Annotated in this window: 13 protein-coding genes and 3 pseudogenes; 5 read left to right on the top strand and 11 right to left on the bottom strand. The window is 61.5% G+C overall.

Annotated elements, in window-relative coordinates; genetic code table 11:
- Positions 1-135 precede the first annotated feature (135 nt).
- Complete coding sequence (locus tag BPNPMPFG_RS33540; RefSeq protein WP_258597587.1) at positions 136-891, top strand: ISL3 family transposase; 756 nt, start codon at positions 136-138, stop codon at positions 889-891.
- A 52-nt stretch (positions 892-943) separates the two neighbouring features.
- Here BPNPMPFG_RS33540 and BPNPMPFG_RS33545 read toward each other — a convergent pair whose 3' ends face one another.
- The 4 genes from BPNPMPFG_RS33545 to BPNPMPFG_RS33560 all read right to left on the bottom strand — a co-directional run bounded on the left by BPNPMPFG_RS33545 (position 944) and on the right by BPNPMPFG_RS33560 (position 4,444).
- Entirely contained in the window at positions 944-1,342 is a 399-nt protein-coding gene (locus BPNPMPFG_RS33545) for an autoinducer binding domain-containing protein (RefSeq protein ID WP_258597588.1), read from the bottom strand.
- Between the two features lie 212 nt (positions 1,343-1,554).
- Positions 1,555-2,256: a DUF1045 domain-containing protein gene (locus tag BPNPMPFG_RS33550; RefSeq protein WP_258597589.1), complete on the bottom strand. Its 702-nt coding sequence runs from the start codon at positions 2,254-2,256 to the stop codon at positions 1,555-1,557.
- A gap of 101 nt (positions 2,257-2,357) precedes the next feature.
- A complete protein-coding gene (locus tag BPNPMPFG_RS33555; protein ID WP_258597590.1) occupies positions 2,358-3,230 on the bottom strand; it encodes a phosphonopyruvate hydrolase in 873 nt (290 codons plus the stop codon).
- Complete coding sequence (locus BPNPMPFG_RS33560; protein ID WP_258597603.1) at positions 3,227-4,444, bottom strand: pyridoxal phosphate-dependent aminotransferase; 1,218 nt, start codon at positions 4,442-4,444, stop codon at positions 3,227-3,229. Before BPNPMPFG_RS33560 ends, BPNPMPFG_RS33555 begins: the two co-directional genes overlap by 4 nt.
- Positions 4,445-4,956: 512 nt before the next feature.
- Between BPNPMPFG_RS33560 and BPNPMPFG_RS33565 the strand changes: the two genes are divergently transcribed.
- Positions 4,957-5,850, top strand: coding sequence for an aminotransferase class IV (locus BPNPMPFG_RS33565; RefSeq protein WP_258597609.1), 894 nt, complete (start codon positions 4,957-4,959; stop codon positions 5,848-5,850).
- Between the two features lie 469 nt (positions 5,851-6,319).
- Here BPNPMPFG_RS33565 and BPNPMPFG_RS33570 read toward each other — a convergent pair whose 3' ends face one another.
- The 5 genes and pseudogenes from BPNPMPFG_RS33570 to BPNPMPFG_RS33590 form a co-directional block, all read right to left on the bottom strand.
- Positions 6,320-6,748, bottom strand: a complete 429-nt coding sequence (locus BPNPMPFG_RS33570; RefSeq protein WP_413776908.1) for a transposase — start codon at positions 6,746-6,748, stop codon at positions 6,320-6,322.
- The gene (locus BPNPMPFG_RS33575; protein ID WP_258597671.1) at positions 6,693-7,391 is read right to left on the bottom strand and encodes an IS6 family transposase; all 699 of its coding nucleotides are present in this window, start codon (positions 7,389-7,391) and stop codon (positions 6,693-6,695) included. The genes BPNPMPFG_RS33570 and BPNPMPFG_RS33575 overlap by 56 nt, the downstream gene beginning before the upstream one ends.
- A gap of 153 nt (positions 7,392-7,544) precedes the next feature.
- Positions 7,545-7,919 (bottom strand): annotated as a pseudogene (locus tag BPNPMPFG_RS33580) (recombinase family protein); the annotation flags it as partial.
- A gap of 113 nt (positions 7,920-8,032) precedes the next feature.
- Complete coding sequence (locus BPNPMPFG_RS33585; RefSeq protein ID WP_258597622.1) at positions 8,033-9,409, bottom strand: sensor histidine kinase; 1,377 nt, start codon at positions 9,407-9,409, stop codon at positions 8,033-8,035.
- On the bottom strand, positions 9,396-10,079 hold the full coding sequence (locus BPNPMPFG_RS33590; protein ID WP_258597625.1) for a response regulator transcription factor: 684 nt from the start codon (positions 10,077-10,079) through the stop codon (positions 9,396-9,398). The genes BPNPMPFG_RS33585 and BPNPMPFG_RS33590 overlap by 14 nt, the downstream gene beginning before the upstream one ends.
- A gap of 373 nt (positions 10,080-10,452) precedes the next feature.
- On the opposite strand from BPNPMPFG_RS33590, the gene BPNPMPFG_RS33595 reads away from it, so the two are divergent.
- From BPNPMPFG_RS33595 to BPNPMPFG_RS33605, 3 genes are all read left to right on the top strand, one after another.
- Positions 10,453-11,133, top strand: a complete 681-nt coding sequence (locus BPNPMPFG_RS33595) for a response regulator transcription factor (protein ID WP_183454827.1) — start codon at positions 10,453-10,455, stop codon at positions 11,131-11,133.
- 229 nt (positions 11,134-11,362) lie between these two features.
- Positions 11,363-12,589 carry an efflux RND transporter periplasmic adaptor subunit gene (locus tag BPNPMPFG_RS33600; RefSeq protein ID WP_258597631.1) on the top strand — a complete coding sequence of 409 codons (1,227 nt, stop codon included), beginning with the start codon at positions 11,363-11,365 and terminating at the stop codon, positions 12,587-12,589.
- Positions 12,586-15,615 carry an efflux RND transporter permease subunit gene (locus tag BPNPMPFG_RS33605; RefSeq protein WP_319946020.1) on the top strand — a complete coding sequence of 1,010 codons (3,030 nt, stop codon included), beginning with the start codon at positions 12,586-12,588 and terminating at the stop codon, positions 15,613-15,615. The genes BPNPMPFG_RS33600 and BPNPMPFG_RS33605 overlap by 4 nt, the downstream gene beginning before the upstream one ends.
- Before the next feature lie 88 nt (positions 15,616-15,703).
- Here BPNPMPFG_RS33605 and BPNPMPFG_RS33610 read toward each other — a convergent pair.
- Together BPNPMPFG_RS33610 and BPNPMPFG_RS33615 are read right to left on the bottom strand one after the other, a co-directional pair.
- A pseudogene (locus BPNPMPFG_RS33610) lies at positions 15,704-16,654 on the bottom strand (ISKra4 family transposase); the annotation flags it as partial.
- Between the two features lie 206 nt (positions 16,655-16,860).
- Positions 16,861-17,780: pseudogene (locus BPNPMPFG_RS33615) on the bottom strand (aminotransferase class III-fold pyridoxal phosphate-dependent enzyme); the annotation flags it as partial.
- Positions 17,781-17,824: the final 44 nt, after the last annotated feature.

Consider the following 17,824-nt stretch of genomic DNA (forward strand, 5'->3'; position numbering starts at 1 on the left):
CGGAATCGCAGTCGACGCCGGTGATTCGCCCGTGCTCCATGCCTTCCGTTCGCTGGTCTCGCCCGAGCTTTCGATTGTCCAAATTCTCCCACAGGCCGACAAGGTGGTGCTTGTAGCCCGGCCGAAGACGACAGAATGCGCAGCTGTCCCTCCTGCGGCTGCGGAACCGGCCGCGTCCACAGCCACTACATGCGCCGGGTGGCTGATCTGCCGTGGCAGGGACGGGTTGTCGAAATCCGGCTTCACGCCAGGCGGTTCCGTTGCGCCAATCCGCAATGCCGTCAGCGGATCTTTACGGAACGATTGCCGGAAACGGTGCAGCCGAAAGCGAGACGCACTGCACGCCTCGGTGAGAGCCAGTTGGTGATCGGCTTCGCGGTCGGCGGCGAATCCGGCTCGCGCCTGTCGCGCAAACTCGCCATGCCGGTAAGCGGCGATACGCTGCTGCGGATGATCCGCTCAGCCGGGTTCGAGCCACCGGACGCGCCGCGGGTGGTCGGCATCGACGACTGGGCCTGGCGCAAGGGGCAGCGCTACGGAACGATCATCTGCGATCTGGAGCGCAACCGCGTCCTCGATCTGTTGCCGGACCGAAATGCCAACACTGTCGCGTCATGGCTGAAACGTCATCCGGGCATCGAAGTCATCGCTCGCGATCGCGCCGGCGTTTATTACGGCGCCCGTCGCGGTGCTCCCGATGCAACGCAGGTCGCCGACCGCTGGCATCTTCTCCAGAATCTGGGCGAAGGGTTGCGTCTGGCCTTCGGCCGCCATCGCAAAGTGGTCAGGGCGGCTTCGCGTGGTGACAGAAGGACGTCCGCGCCGGTCATCGCCTTGGCCGACAATCTCAACAGGTTGAGGTGGACGAAGGCCACGGCGGTGGCGGCATAGGCGGCGTCACGAATTGCGACGGTATCTATGTCGGTGTGGCTTGATGCGAGCGTCAGCATGGCAACGCGCCGAAGCCGGTTTTGATCGGCATGGTCAAGCCCGCCGCGATGCCAAACTCCTCGGCCTCCGCGAAGAACTGCCGCTCTTCGCGGCTAAGGTTTGACATTTTGCGACCAGACCAACTGATCTGCATCGTGCGTTTGGCGTGTGCGACAACCGGGTCCAGGGCGGCGTAGTTCTTGGTAAGGTAGCGGCGCTGCCATTCTTCGGGATAGTTGGAAAAGGCGCGGCTGTCGGGTCCTCGGGCGTGGAGAAAGGCGAAGCGCTCGAAGCCGGAATCGAGGGCGAAACTCTCCAATGCGAAGCGTATGCGCTCGTCATATCCGACCTCAAGCGCATCGATCAATGTCCTGATGTGCTCATCCAGCTGCCGTTTTGGATCCTTCGCCATGCTCGAGCTTCTCTTTGCTAGAGTGGTGTATTCCTTCAGCTCCAGCCTGCGGGCGGCCCGGGTTGTAGATGTCGACCACGTCCGGTCCTGTGACTGAAACGTCGGGGCGACGCGCCAGAAAGCCCGTGTGGAATAGTCGAGCAAGCTGTCCCTGCCCGCCGCGGTGGGACCGACGATGAGGAGGAGTGTTCCGCGATCTGCACCGGCGCAGATCATCCCGTCGCCTTCATCGGTTCTCGTGTCCAAAGAGGGAACCGCGTTTGCGCCAGAAAATCGCCTCCTGGATTGTCCTGTACGAACAACGTCAGCGCGTCGATGTGCAAGTCCTCTGCAAGCAGCACCGGGTCGAACATCGCCTTGAGCTGACCGCCTACTGCCTCACGCCGGCTGGCTTGCACCGGTCCGGTCAGGGTCATGTGGAAGCGGAAGCGATCGAACACATACGGATAGCCCCACCGGACCAGATTTGTAATCTCGACGTCATCAAGGTCGAAGCGGAGGCGGCGTTGAAGCTCGGCTTCGTTCATCGGCGCGCGAAACTCGTCCAGGTCGGCTACCGCCCGCGAGGCGAGCCCGCCGAGAAATGGCGTTCTGGTGCTCGGGACAAGGGCAAAGAAATTACCGATCCGCGCAACACTCAGAGGGCCGATCGGGCAGATTGGCCGGTTGGCACAGAAACTGCCGACGGCGGCCTCAAGTTCTTTCGCTGTGCGATCTTCGCGCAATCGGAACGGCGCCTTGATCGTCGCGTGGAAGCCGTAGCGTCTCGGCTCAGCGGTCAGTGCCTGATCACCGCCTGATGCTTGGCTAGACTGATCGCAGTTGTGGGAAAATGCACTGCGGCCCAGCCATCGCGATGCGACGCGGGTCAACGCATGATCAGGTGGAGTGGTATAATAGAGGGCGTATCTCATTCAGAGTATTCTTGTCCGCGGGTCTGGGTATGGAGCTGAAAGATGCGGGCTCGCGTCGTCAGGACAGCCCATCGCATCCGGGTTCCACTCTGGTTACGGGTTCAGCGCAGGAACCGTTTCTCTTCCGCTTTCGCCATCTCCATCCCCTGCAGGCGGAATATCTCTTCGACCGAGACAATGTCGCTGTTCACGTTCTGAATTCCGCCGTCTCTCCGGATGCGGGCAAACACATCCTTCATAGCCGTCACCGAAGCGCGGATGGCGTGATTGCCGTAGATGACCATGGCGATCTTGCCGAGCTTGCGGATGCGCTCCTCGTTCATCTCGGGGTATGCGGTCGGAACAATGACGATCGGCACCTTGCCCGACCAGGCCCGCACAAAGCTCTCCACCTCGCCGGGGTCTTTCTGCTTGGAGTGAATCAGGATCATGTCGGCGCCGGCCGCCTCGTATGCGGCCGCGCGCGTCAACGCCTCTTGCTCGCCGAGCCCGGCGATCAGCGCCTCGGTGCGCGCGATGATGAGGAAGTCCGGATCGGCTCTGGTGGCCAGTGCAGCTTCAACCTTGCCTTGGAACTCCTCAATGCGCACGAGCTCCTGGCGGCCGTCGGCGACGAGGCTGGTGACCTTTGGGAAGCTCTTGTCTTCAATGACCACCGCGGATGCGCCGGCACGCTCGTACTGTTGAATGGCGTGGATGACGTTCAGCGCATTGCCGAAGCCGGTGTCGATGTCGGCGACGATAGGCAGCGTGCTGCGGTCGGCCATCGCGCGCACCATGTCGAGGTGTTGCGTCATCGTGGTCAGGCTCATATCGGGCACGCCATAGAGGGCGGAAAGCTCAAATCCTGACGCCCATAGGCCATCGAAACCGGCTTCCTCCGCCAGGCAAGCCGACAGGGGGCTGTGCGCCGCCATCACATGAGCAAGGCCGTTTTTCGCAATGGTGTCCTTGAGGTTTTTGCCCCGGCTCATGCTGCTTCATCCTGAGAGAGTTTCGAACATGCAGCGATGATGCGATCGCATGCAGTGGTGAGATCCTCGATCGAGGACGCATAGGAAATGCGAATGTAGGGAGATGCCAGGAATCCGGATCCAGGTACGACTGCGACGCCCGCGTCTTCGAGCAGGTACATGGCGAAGTCGGTGTCGGTCTCGACCACCTTGCCCGCTGCTGTAACGCGGCCCAGGACGCCGGTGCAGTTGGCAAAGAGGTAAAAGGCCCCGTCCGGCACGGTGCAGCTCAATCCCGGAGCCGCGTTGAGTCTCGCAACGACCAGGTTGCGGCGTTTTTCGAACTCGGCCCTGAACACAGGAACGTAGCTTTGGTCGCCGGCGATCGCTTCGATTGCGGCGTACTGCGAGATCGAGCTGGTATGCGAAGTTGTCTGGCCCTGAATGACGTTGATGGCTTTGATGAGCTCGATCGGGCCTGCTCCATAACCGACACGCCAACCTGTCATCGCATTGGTCTTGGAGACACCGTTCACGGTGATAGTGCGATCGAAGAGGTCGGGAGCGGCACTTGCCATCGTTGCAAAGCGTGCAACTCCGTAAACAAGCTTCTCGTAGATATCGTCTGACAGGATATAGACGTGCGGATGTCGCCGCAGGACGTCGGCGAGCGCAACCAATTCGGCCTCGCTGTAAACCGCGCCCGTGGGATTGCTGGGCGAGTTCAGCATCAGCCATTTGGTGCGGGGGGTGATTGCGCTCTCAAGCTTCTCCGGCGTCAGCTTGAACCCGTCTGCCTCGAGGCAGTCTACAATCACGGGCTGGCCGCCAGCCAGACGCACCATGTCGGGATAGGACACCCAGCACGGTGCGGGAATGATGACTTCCTCACCGGGTTCCAGGCTCGCAAAGAAAGCGTTGAAGACGACCTGCTTGGCACCGCATCCGACCGTGATCTGGTCGATCGAATAGCCGAGGCCATTCTCGCGCCCCAGCTTGTCTCGAATGGCCTCCCGCAGCGGAACCACTCCCGCCACCGCAGTATATCGGGTTCGACCATCGCGGATCGCCTGGATACCGGCGTCAGCCACATTGAGCGGCGTATCGAAATCGGGTTCGCCCTGACTGAGGGTGATGACCTTGTGCCCTTGGGCCCTGAGTGCGGCCGCCCGTGCCGTCATCGCCTTCGTTTCGGAAGGGCGGATGGATTTGAGACGGCTTGAAACAAGCGACATAGACAACTCCGGCAGTGCGGGTCGTGCATGGCGCATGCGATTCAGAAAGGCGCTACGGGACCATGGCACGACACCTGGGAAATGCGATCATGAAGCCCGCGGAGTTGCGATTGAGCAAACCCAAAAATCGAATTTGGAGATGAAAACATATCATTATTCGATATTTGCAGAATCCCGGCCAGATCTTTCTTGCCGCTGAGGCGCAAGCCAGCGACAAAATTCGGCGCCAGGTTTTCGCGTCGCCGCCTATCGCGGTACGGCAGTCAGTAATGTCATCTCCCTCTCTGCGCAAAGGAACTCATCCATCGGATAACATCGTGTTGTGATCGTAATATGCGATAGTTGTCACAGATATGTCGTGGACGGCCATTACACGGCGTCGCACCGTGGTTCCTCCGGTAGCCCCGCGAAAGCGAAAGGCCAAGAATGAAACTACGCACCACCCTGGTCGGGACAATTTTCGCTGCATGGCTCGGCATGCGCGGTCGAGGGCCTATGATTTCCGGACGCCAATGATGACGAGCGGCTCTTTAGGGGGCGGCCGGATCACGTATCTGAACGGGGTCTATATGCCGCTGGAGCAAGCGCGCGTGCCGATATTCGACCGGGGCTTCAATCTCGGAGATGGAGTTTATGAGGTCACAGCATTCGTCAATCGCTGCATGGTCGATTTCGAGGCGCATTTGTCCCGCTTACGCTCATCGCTTGCGCAGGTCGGCATCCTTGTCGACCTAGATGACGCGGACTGGCAAGCAATCCATCACCGTTTGATCTTTGAGAATCCTGTCGATACCGGAACTGTCTACATTCAGGTCACGCGGGGTGTGATGGAACGTGATTTTGTGCCGAGCGAAGGTCAGCCGCCGACCATCCTTGGCCTTGTCCAAGCAAAGGCGCTCGATACGGACCCAAGGCTTGCCACGGGGATTTCGGCGGCCTTGGTCGAAGACCTCCGATGGAAGCGTCGCGATATAAAGTCGACTTCCCTCCTGGCACAGGTTCTCGCGAAGTCGAGAGCCCATGAGATGGGAGCTGGAGAGGCAATCCTCCACGAGGGCGGGGTTGTTACGGAAGGAGGGTCAACCACCGTCTTCGGTGTGGACAATCAGGGTGTTCTTTGGACTCACCCTCTAGGCCCGATAATACTCCCGGGTATCACCCGAAGGCGGGTAATTGCCTTGAGTAAGGATTTGGGGCTCCAAGTGCGGGAAGAGCCCATCACTCTTTCCGCACTTCACCACATGTCTGAGGTGTTCCTGACAGGCGCGACGTTCTTCGTTGTTCCGGTCGTGCAGATCGATTCACAGAAGGTCGCTGAGGGGCGGCCGGGGTCCGTTGCTTTGACGCTGCAGAATGCATACTTGAATTTCGTGCGACATGGCGGTGAAGCAGCGAAACCCTCTTAAATGACCATCCTCAGCGTCCGTTGGAATGAGATGCGCCGCAATCTGCGGGTTTTGTCTTTGCCTTCCAAGAATGAACGCAGCGGCAGCGCCAAAGGCGGCCGTGGGTAACTAGCCGCCTTGATGCACGGCGATCGGCTTTCGGCGGCCTGCATCGGCGATCTGGCCGCCCTCGGGGTGCATTTTGACAAGCCTCGTCGGGCGCCGGCGATGATCCGTCGTGATGGCAGGTGGGGTTTGCAGGTTGCGGTCGGCGGGTTCGTTTCGGGGCGCCTGCGCCCCATCGTTATGTCGCGAGCCGCGGAATGCGATCGAGGACGATGCGCAGAATACGCTGGTCGGGGCAGGATGTCGGCAGGTGCAGGCGGATTTGCATTTTCATCTCGACCACCCGCGCGGCGATTTTGGGATCTTCCGCATATTTGGTGCAGGGGCGTCGTTCCCTTGGTTGCCCCGTCTGTTTCTACGGTCGTTAGGCGGCTGCCAGCATCCTGTTTCTCAGCAGCGGATACCCGGAGCGCCCATACATCTGGCGCTTGATGGTCTTGAGACGGTTGATCTGTCCCTCGACGGGACTGGTGCTCCAGGGCTGGGTGATTGCGGCCCGAACAGCCGCAATGTCACGGCCGATGCCTGCCGCAAGGGAAGCCAGTTCGCTGTCCGTGGCGTCCTCAATCCATTGATCGAGGCCGGCATCATCGTCGCCGCGTATCAGTGCAGCGAAACGTCGAGCCAGGTCACCCGCCTTCAAGAGCTCCGGCGCGCAGTCATAGAGATGGCCCAAGAATTGCGGCTCTGTCGCAAACTTGGAAATGGGATAGTGAACGGCCATTTCGGCCTGTCCGTCAGGCGGCGAGGATGTCGAACTGCTCGGCGATCGATGGACTGGGATTGTAGGCATACCTCGCCTGTCGCTTGCGCATCATATGGATCATCTCGATGCCGGAGAGGATAACCACTGTGCTCGCCTGCGACTTGAAGCCGAGCATGGATCGAATGCGGCGCTTGATACGCCTGTGATCCTGTTCGATCCGATTGTTGAGATACCGGCTTTTGCGGATGCGGATCGGCTTCAGTGGTCGCCGCGATCGCTGCCGCAGGCGGCTTTCAGCGTCGCAGGAAAGGATTGCCTCGTGATTGGTCTGGCTGCCGTCGATGACGATGTGCTCCGGCTGGCCATGGCGCGCCAGCGCCTTGCGGAGGAAGCGTTTGGCCGCCACCAGGTCACGGTTTTCGCTGAAATAGAATTCGACGGTGTCGCCGAGGCTGTCGATGGCGCGGTAAAGATACATCCACTGGCCGCGGACCTTGATGTACGTCTCGTCCATATGCCACTTGCTGCCGACCGCACGCTTGCGCCGGTTGAAGCGCTCCAGCAGCTGCGGCGAGAAGTGAGCGACCCAGCGATGCACGGTGGAGTGGTCGACCTTCAAGCCGCGTTCGGCCATCATCTCTTCCAGATCGCGCAGGCTCAGATTGTAGGCCAAGTACCAGCGCACGCACAGGAGGATCACCGACTGGTCGAAATGACGGCCCTTGAACATCACGTGCCTCCTCCATAGCTGAGGAGCGTTCCATGACATGCTCTGCTTACCGAAAGGTTTGCGACAGAGCCGTTTTCTGCGCCGTCCCCCGATCCTGCCTTCGGCTCGTGCCTTGGCGAGAGCGGTCGTGGTCCTTTCCCGGATCATGGCACGTTCGAATTCCGTGAAGGAGCCGACCATCTGCGTCATCATGCGACCTGCGGTCGTGTCGATCGCCCCGCTGAGTGACCAGAACCCGGCACCTTCACTTGTGATCTTGTCCATCAGATGAACGGGGTCTTTTAGCGAACGCGACAGACGATCCAGTTTCCAGACGACGACCGTATGCCATCGCGCAAGTGATCGAGCACACGCTGCAGCTCGAGCCGGTCCCCAGCGCCCGCCCGATGCCTTCTGTTCGAGCCCCGTCATCTGCGACAGGACCTGGGGTATGCCATTGGGACAACGAAAGGACCTAATGGATCCTGATGCGCAATTGGCTTGGTATCGATCAGCCCGGTCACGGTACCGCGACGCCACGCCGACCATCTGCACGAAAAGATCGCTGAAACGGGGGCCGAAATCGCGTCACTACGTCCTGGTTCGGCAACCGAACAACCGGCTGTTTTTGGATGCGCTACAGCGCTCAGCGAAGCAGGCTCTCAATTCTCGACTATGTGCGACAGCGTCTCGGATCGGTTGCGGGTCAAGGCTATCCGGCAACCGGGTGGTCCTTCGATCACCATATCCATGTCATGTAAGCGCGCGATCGCCGCCACCAGACTGAGGCCGAGGCCGTTGCCGGGTTCGTGACGGCTCGGCTCCGCGCGGTAGAACCGCTTCAGAACTATGGTTCGGTCGGCCTCGGAAATACCGGGGCCGGTGTCGCTGACAGAGACGATGACGGCTGCGCCGCTGCGGGCAAACCGGACCTCGACGGAGCCGCCTGCCGGCGTGAATTTGATCGCATTGTCGATCAGGTTGGCGAAAGCCTCGAAGAGCAGGCTCGGGTCACCGCGCGAGGGTCTGGCGGGCTCGCCCTCGAAATAGGATCTGAGCGTGATGTTCTTGTCCTCGGCCAGCGGCTCGTAGAACTCGACGGCATCGGTGACGATGGCGCCAAGGTCGACGTCGATGAAACCGGCCCGCCGCGCGCCGTCCTCGATTTCGGAAATGCGCAACAGCGCGCCGAAGGTCTTCAAGATGCCTTGCGTTTCGGCAATCGCCTCGTCGACGCTTTCGGCATAGTCGGCAGTGGATGACGACCGTCTTCGCGAACGGTCGAGACCGGCAAGCAGGCGGGTCAGCGGCGTGCGCATTTCATGGGCGATGTTGTCGCAGACGCCTTTCACCTCGTTCATCAGCCGCTGCAATTCGTCCAACATCTCGTTGACCACGGCGACAAGCCGCCCCACGTCTCCGCTGCCTCGCGTCGGCAGGCGGCCGGAGAGGTCGCCCTTGACGATGCTGCGGGTCGCCTTGGTGATGTCGTCCAGTTGCCGGACGGCACCGGCGCCGATCAGGATCGCTCCAACCAATCCCAGAACCGTCGTCACGCCGCCGGCGAGCAACATTGCGCCGAGCAGGACGTCGCCGAATTCGTTCAATTCGTCGACGCTTTGCGCAACTAGTAGGGTTTGGCCTGTCGGCAATCGCCAGGTCAGCCCGCGAAAGGGCGCCATGGGAAGATGGCTTCCGTGGCCGAACTCGAACGGGGCGGTGGCATTGTCATGTCCGGCGGGGAAGGGTAGCGGGTTGCCGGCGAGGACCTTGCCGGTCGCATCGTAAAGGGTAATCGGCCGCTCGGTGGTGGCGTCGTCGCGCTGGCGGTTATCCAGCCTCTGTGCCAGCGCGGTCGCATCCAGACGCGATAGCACCTTGCCCTCGCGCTGCACCCATTCGTCGACCCTGTTCGAGAGAAAGCCTTTCACCTCCCATGAGATGAAGGCGAAAAGTGTCAGCGACGCCAGGCCGAACAAAGCCAGGAACGCGATCGCCAGCCTGAAGCTGGTTGTCCTGGAGAGCTCAACCAGCCGCATTGAGGACATATCCCGAGCCGCGCACCGTCTGGATGACCGACGGCTCGCCGGCCGTGTCGATCTTGCGCCGCAGCTTGCTGACATGCACATCGATGAGATTGGTTGGCTCGTCGTAGCGGTAGTGCCATATCTCCTCGAACAACATGGTGCGCGTCACCACCTGTCCGGCATTGCGGACAAGATATTCCAGGAGCCGGTATTCCCGCGGCAACAGGTCGACGAGCTGGCCGTGACGGCGAACGGTGTGCGTCAGAAGGTCCACCTCCAGCGGGCCGGCCCGCAGCACGGATTCAGTTATCGGTGCATTGCGCCGGCGGAGCAGGACATCCAGTCTGGCCGTCAGCTCAAGGAAATCGAAAGGCTTGGTCAAGTAGTCATCGCCGCCGGCCTTCAGTCCGCGAACGCGTTCATCGACGGCCGTCAAGGCGCTGAGGATCAGCACCGGCGCATGGATGCCGGCCGCACGCAGCGCCGCCAGCACGCCCAGCCCGTCGAGGTCGCCCGGCAGCATGCGATCGAGAACGATGGCATCATAGGGATCGCTGATCGCTTTCACGAGACCGTCGCGGCCGGTGAAGGCCGTCCGCGTCTCATATCCATAGTCGACAAGCGCAGCCTCGATTTCGCGCGAGGTCTGCGCATCGTCCTCTATCACCAGTATGGTTGTCACACTGCACTCCGACGGCGAGCAAGGTCATGTTGTTGCTTGCATATGGTATTCCTTTAGACGCATGCGACCTAGATCGGTTTCGCGCCAACATTAAATCGGATTCATGTTTGATTCCGGAAAGCCCTCGGCGGAGGTCCACAGCGGCGACCTGACGATGGCAAAGGAAGGTCACTGGCGGGCCGCGACGAGACTGAGCAAATCTGGTCATGGTCGCCTCTCGCGCCTATGTTTTGCGGGAGATGCAAATCCGGTCGGTGCGTTTGGCGTCAGCCTGGTCCTGGGAAGCTCGGTTTCTCCTTCCAGATCCTCTGATCCGGCAATTTCGCCATATCATGGGAACGGTTCATCTTCCGGTGGCGAGAATGGCGGTCCGATGCGTATCCTGATTGTCGAAGACGATGAAAAGACGGCAAGCTACCTGAAGCGCGGGCTTTCGGAAGCCGGCCATGTCGTCGACCGCGCTCGCGACGGCGCGACGGGCCTGGCCATGGCGCTGGAAGACATCTACGACGTTCTCGTCCTCGACAGGATGCTTCCGCAGATGGACGGGATCGAATTGGTCAAAGGCATCCGGGCCCACGGCAACCAGGTGCCGGCGTTGATGTTGAGCGCCCGCGCCAGCACGCAAGACAGGATCGAAGGCCTACAGGCGGGATGCGACGATTACATCGCCAAGCCCTATGCCTTCTCGGAGATACTGGCGCGACTCGACGCGTTGGCAAGGCGCGTCCAGCCGACACGGCGGCAGGCGGTGCTGAAGGTCGGCGACTTGGAGCTTGACGTGCTTGGTCGGCGCGCGGTGCGCGGTGCACGCCACATCGATCTCCAGTACCGGGAATTCCTGTTGCTGGAGCTGCTGATGCGCCACGCCGGCCAGATCGTGACGCGTTCGATGCTGCTCGAAACGGCATGGCCCTATGATTTCGAACCGCGCGGCAACGTCGTCGACATGCATATCCACCGCTTGCGCGGCAAGGTGGATGAGGGGTTCGCCGCCCCGCTGATCCACACGGTGCAGGGCTCGGGCTACGTTCTCAGTCCGCAGCGGCCCTAGCGCATGTTCCTACCTGAACGATATTTCATGTTCGGGCGAACGGCCCGACATGAACGGGACCCCATGGTGATTGTGCAATGCAGCAATTGCACTGCACTGCCTGTCGAGAAGCGGGACGCCGGCCGAAAACTCTCTCCAAGGGTGCTCACATTTTTGGGCACGCCGTTGAAACAGAGAAATGCCAGTCGTCTCTTCCGCCACAACGGCAGTCGAACCCATGGAGACCCCTGTGCGCGACGACCCTGAAAGCCAAGACGACCAGACAGATGCCGGCCAGCCGACAGACTGTTCTGCGCCCGCATCCCGTAAGGTACGGTGGCTGGCGCTCGGCGCGATCCTTGTCGTGGCAGCAGGTGCCGGGGCATTGACGCTCCGCCAGGGGGACACCGCGCCGCTTGCCAAGATCGCGGCCGCGCCTATCCCTGTCACGGCGGCCCTTGCCACTGTACGCGACCTCCCGATCGCGCGCACCGGGCTCGGCACCGTGCTTCCGCTCAACCAGGTCGACGTCAAGGCCAGGGTGGACGGCCAGATACAGCGCATCTTTTTCAGTGAAGGGCAGGAGGTGAAGGCCGGCGATATCCTTGCCCAGATCGATCCGCGCGCCTATGCCGCACAACTGGCGCAGGCGCAGGCCACCTTGCACAGGGATGCGGCGCAGCTTGCCAATGCGCGCGTCGACGAAGCACGGGCGACGAAGCTCACCCAGTCCGGCGCCGGCACCACGCAGGCGGCCGATACGGCCCGCGCCCAGGTTGCGGTCATGCAGGCGACGGTTGACGGCGACCAGGCCGCGGTCGATACCGCCAAGCTCAATCTCGACTATGCGACGATCACCGCGCCGATCTCCGGGCGCGTGGGCCTTAAACAGGCCAATGAAGGTACGCTGGTGCATGCCAATGATGCCACCGGCATCGTCACCATCACCCAGATGCAACCGATCGCCGTGCAGTTCTCGCTGCCCCAGGACCAGTTGCCCGACCTTCAGTCCGGCCAGTCCGCCGGCTCGCTCCCGGTTGCCGCCGACGCCAGGGACAGCTCCAGGAAGATCGCTGACGGCAAGCTGACGGCCATCGACAGCCAGATCGACACGACGACCGGCATGATCAAGCTGAAAGCTGAATTCGACAACAACGACAAGGCGCTCTGGCCGGGGGCACTGGTGACGGTTCAGGTCGGTGTGCGTACCGAGCATAACGCCGTCGTGCTGCCTTCGGCCGCGGTGCAGAGCGGCCAGAGCGGCCCCTATGTCTTCGTCGTCAAGCCGGACAACACCGTTACCATCGCCAAGGTGACCACAGGCGATGTGGTCGGCGACGTCACCATGCTGACCTCCGGCGCGGTGGCCGGCGACAACATCGTGGTGTCTGGCCAGTCCCGCCTGACCGAGGGGACGAGCGTGAAGGTGACGCAGGCCGACGACCCGTCCCAGAAGGTGGCGCTGGAGACGAAATGATGAGCATCTCGGAACTCTTCATCCGGCGCCGTGTCGGCACCTGCCTGCTGGCGCTCGGCGTCCTGATGCTGGGCGCGGTGGCTTATTTTAGCCTGCCGGTGGCGCCGTTGCCGCAGATCGACTTCCCGACGATCGAGGTTGAGGCGCAGGTTCCGGGTGCCAGCGCCGACACGATGGCGAACACGGTTGCGACACCGCTGGAAAATTCGCTGTCGAGCGTTTCCGGCGTGACGCAGATGACGTCGTCCAGTGCGTCGGGCCGCACCACGATCGTCATGCAGTTCGACCTGACGCGCGACATCAATGCCGCAGCGCAGGATGTGCAAGCGGCGATCTCGGCGACCAGCGGCTTGCTGCCCAAAAGCATGACCAGCCCGCCGACATACCACAAGGTCAATCCGGCGGAGGCGACGCTGCTGACCCTTTCGCTGAGCTCCGACATCATGGCGACGACCGAGCTCGACCACTATGCCGAGGACGTGATCGCCCAGCAGTTGTCGCAGATGATGGGCGTCGGCCTCGTCGACTTTCACGGGCCGCAACGCCCATCAGTGCGCATCCGGCTAGATCCTGACAAGGTCGCCGCGCGCGGCCTGACGCTGGAGGACGTGCGCACCGTGATCGGTCAGCAGACGGTCAATGCGCCCAAAGGCTCGCTCAGCGGCGATGGACGCACCGTCGTGCTCGGCGCCACCGACCAGCTTGTCGATGTGCCGGCCTACCAGGGAATGGTGGTTGCCTATCGCAACGGCTCGCCGATCCTGCTTGGCGACCTCGGCACGGTTCTCACCGCGCCCCAGGATACGCACCAGGCGGCCTGGCTGCAGGGCACGCGCTCGGTGATGATCGATATCCACAAGCAGGCCGGCTTCAACGTGCTGAGCACCATCCAGTCGATCAAGGACCGACTGCCGGCGCTGTCACAAAGCCTGCCGGCATCGGTCAAGCTGACGGTGGTCGGCGACCGCACCCAGATCATCCAGGCATCCCTCGCCGATGTGCAATACACGATGCTGATTACCATCGCGCTGGTGGTCGGCGTGATCTTTGTGTTCCTGCGCAATTTCTGGGCGACGGTGATTCCGAGCATCACGATTCCGCTGTCGCTGTTTGGCACGTTCTGCGTGATGTATCTGCTCGGCTACAGTCTGGACAACCTCTCGCTGATGGGCTTGGTCATCGCGGTGGGTTTCGTCGTCGACGACGCCATCGTCGTCATCGAGAACATCACCCGCCATCTCGAAATGGGCAAGTCGAAGATCGCGGCGGCGATAGACGGCGCGCGCGAGGTCACCTTCACAATCATCTCGATGACCATCTCGCTGATTGCTGTCTTCATCCCCATCCTGTTGATGGGCGGTGTGGTCGGCCGCCTGTTCCGCGAATTCGCGGTGACGGTGAGTATCGCCATCCTGATATCGGGCCTGGTTTCGTTGACCGTGACGCCGATGCTGTGCGCCTGGCTGATCAAGCCTGACCACGACCGGCAGCATGGACGGTTCTATCGATGGTCGGAGCGGGGATTCCAGGCCGTGACCAACGGGTATGCGCGCTGCCTGGACGTCGTGCTGGCGCATCGCGCACTGATGCTGCTGGTCACGGTGGGCACGCTGGCACTGACGCTGTGGCTCTACACGATCACACCGAAGGGATTCCTGCCCGAGCAGGATACTGGATACATCCAGGGGCAGGCACAGGCGGCCACCGACATTTCCTTCGAGGCGATGTCGACGAAGATGCAACAGCTCGGCGCTATCGTGCAGAAGGATCCGGATGTCGACAACGTCGGCTTCTGGATCAACCCCAGCCCGTCGGTCAGCGTCGGACAGATCCAGGTCAACCTCAAGCCTTTTGCACAACGCAAGGCCAGCGCCAGGCAGGTGATGGCACGACTCAAGTCGGCCGCGGCCAACATCGAGGGCCTGACGCTGAACATGCTGATCCGCCAGGACATCCAGATCGGTGGGCGCCAGGGCGCGGCGCAATACCAATACACGCTGCAAAGCGGCGACACCGCCGAGCTCGACAAATGGGCGGCGACCATGAAAAAGGCGATTGCGGCGCTGCCTGGCCTGCTCGACGTGTCGTCGGACGCGCGGCCGGCGGCGACCAGCGCGACGCTCGATATCGACCGCCCGACAGCGGCGCGGCTCGGCGTCAGCGTGCAGGCGATCGACGACGTCCTCTATGACGCCTTCGGCCAGCGGCAGGTCGCCACGCTGTTCACGCAGGTCAGCCAGTACCATGTGGTGCTGGAGCTCGATCCGAGCTTCCAGCTCAACACGGATGCGCTGAGCCGCCTGTATGTCCGCTCCTCAACAACGCAGAAGCTGATCCCGTTGAGCATGCTGGCGAGTGTGAAGAACGGCGTCCTGCCGGTGACGGTGAACCACCAGGGCTCGCTACCGGCGACGACGCTGTCGTTCAACCTGGCGCCCGGCGTGTCGCTCAGCGATGCGGTGACGGCGATCCACGCCGCCGAGATCAATGCTGGAATGCCGGTCAGCGTCACCGGTTCCTTCCAGGGCACCGCGCAGGCCTTCCAGGATTCGCTGGCCAGCCAGCCCTGGTTGATCCTGGCGGCGGTGATCGCCGTCTATATCGTGCTCGGTGTCCTCTACGAGAGCGCGATCCACCCGTTGACCATCATTTCGACGCTGCCGTCGGCGGGGCTCGGTGCCTTGCTGGCGCTGCTGCTGTTCGGACAGGACCTGTCGATCATGGGCATGATCGGCATCATCCTGCTGATCGGCATCGTCAAGAAGAATGCGATCATGATGATCGACTTCGCGCTGGAGGCGGAGCGCGAACAGGGGCTCAGTCCGACCGAATCGATCCGGCAGGCATGCCTGATGCGTTTTCGACCGATCATGATGACGACACTGGCCGCGCTGCTTGGCGCCTTGCCGCTTGCCCTAGGCCATGGCCCCGGCGCAGAACTTCGCGTGCCGCTTGGCATAGCGATTGTCGGCGGACTCGTGATCTCGCAGATACTGACCCTTTCACGACGCCAGTCATCTACCTGACCTTTGACCGGTTCGCTGGCCGGCGAAGAAAGCCTGCGGTCGGGACTGCAGCAGCGATCCAAATTGGGGAGCGGGAAAAAGCTGGGGGTCAAGCCGCAAGGGCAAACTTGGCTTGCTTCAATCGACCATCGGCAACCGCCGCGCGGACCTGAAGTACCCTGTGAGCCCCTGCGGGAGACCAGCGCATCTGACGTTTTTTGTTCATGCGGGCATTGACGAGGCTGTTGGCGGCGGATTCGGCCGGGGCACTCGAGATCGGGTGATCCGCCCAATATCGTTGGCAGTAGTCGACCAGGGAGGTTTTGTTCTGGATCAGGTAGGTCTGAAGATTGCTGACCAGTTCGAAGAAGCGCTTGAGCTTGTTGCTGGCATCCGGCAGCCGAGCATATTGCTCCAACTGGCAAAGCATATCCCTCACGGCTCTCGTCGCCTCCCTGACGTAGCCGCTCCAGAGGAGATGACGAAGCCGCGGCACATGAAGCGCAGTGTCTCGAAGGTAGATACTCAGATTGCCAACGCTCTTGAGCCCTTCCCACGCCTGTTCGATGTGACGGAGCCGCATCGACAGATGGAACCAGTCGAGAATGTGGGTGATGGGCTGGCGTGTTGCGCCGGTGACGATACCCTGCAGCCCGACGTCTCCGTCGCTGAAAACGGTGACGTCGCTGCCTGGCACCCACCCTTGCGCCCGCAGCGCCGCACGAACAACGTCGTGCTTGCCGGTGGTAACATGCGGTGAGGCCGCGAACTGACGCGGTGGTCGGCCTTTGGTCACAACCCGCCCCATGGCAATTTCGAAATGGCGGCTCTGGTATCCGGGGACCGCGCGAATGTAGGCGCCATCAATGAACACGGAAATGGGCGACCCGTCGGCACGGCTCAGTCTATAGGGACTTGCAAGGTCCCATTTCTCGATCTGATCGGCGACCTTCGCCAGCCGGTTGCTTACAGTGCGATGATTGTGCGGCCGCATGGCCGGCACAAAAAGGTCGAGAACACGCGCCGCTTCACGAAATGACAATCGGGAGCCGAGTTGTGCGTGCGACAATTGCGATCTCTCGACGTAGCGGCAGGCCATCGGCGCCAACCAATTCGACCCAGACCTTCATCCTCAATTGCGCTGCCACCGAATGCCCCTTCCGACAAAAAGCTCCGGTTACGCTAAAATTCTTACCCCCAGCTTTTTCCCGCTCCCGGGCTTGATATCATTAAGCGAGAAGTCTCACCTTTAAATGCAGCGCGACACCCGGAGAGCGGGAAGTAGGCTGATGTCAGGCCCTTCGCGACGGTAATAAGGTCTGGTTCGATGCCATAATGCTGCGAGCCAAACATTGAGCCTGTGCGACCGAAGCCGGTGATCACTTCGTCAGCAATCAGCAGGACGTCGTGCTTCTTGAGCACCGCCTGAATCGCCTCCCAATACCCTTCCGGGGGAGGCGTGATGCCGCCGGTGCCAAGAACCGGCTCACCGATAAAGGCGCCGACATTGTCCGGGCCTAGACGTTCTATCAGCTGGTCAAGCTCGGCGGCGCGGCGAGCGGAGAATTCGCGCTCGGTCTCGCCCGAGGTTGCGCCCCAATAGTGATGCGGAACACCTGTGTGTACGATCTGCGGGAGCGGCAGGTCCATATGGTCGTGATAAAAGCTCATGCCGGTCATCGAACCAGACACGACAGAGCAACCGTGATAGCCGCGCTCGCGCGAGATGATCTTCTTCTTGGTCGGCTTGCCGCGCAGATTGTTGTAGTACCAGACGAGCTTGGCCTGGGTCTCGTTGGCGTCCGAGCCGGACATGCCGTAGAACACCTTGCTCATCTTGCCCGGCGCCATCTTCACGAGGCGATCGGAGAGGATAGCGAGCTCGTCGGTCGTGTGGGCCGCGTAGGAGTGATAGTAGGCAAGGCGGTGGGCCTGGCGCGAGATCGCTGGGCCTGGCGCGAGATCGCTTCGGCGACCTCCGTGCGGCCATAGCCGACGTTGACGCAGTAAAGGCCTGCAAAGCCATCGATCAGCTGATTGCCATGCGCATCCTGGATGCGGATGCCCCTCCCCGTCTCGACGATCGTCGGGTCGCCAAGCTTGCCCGTGGCAAAATCCTTAAGATGCGTGAAAGGATGCAGGACGGTGTTGCGGTCCTTTTCGCTGATGTCCTTGATATCGACCATTTTAACTCCTTCCGCTGCCGGATCTAATCGCTTCGTAAGCATTA

The sequence above is a fragment of the Mesorhizobium sp. AR07 genome, from assembly GCF_024746815.1.
Lineage (GTDB): Bacteria > Pseudomonadota > Alphaproteobacteria > Rhizobiales > Rhizobiaceae > Mesorhizobium.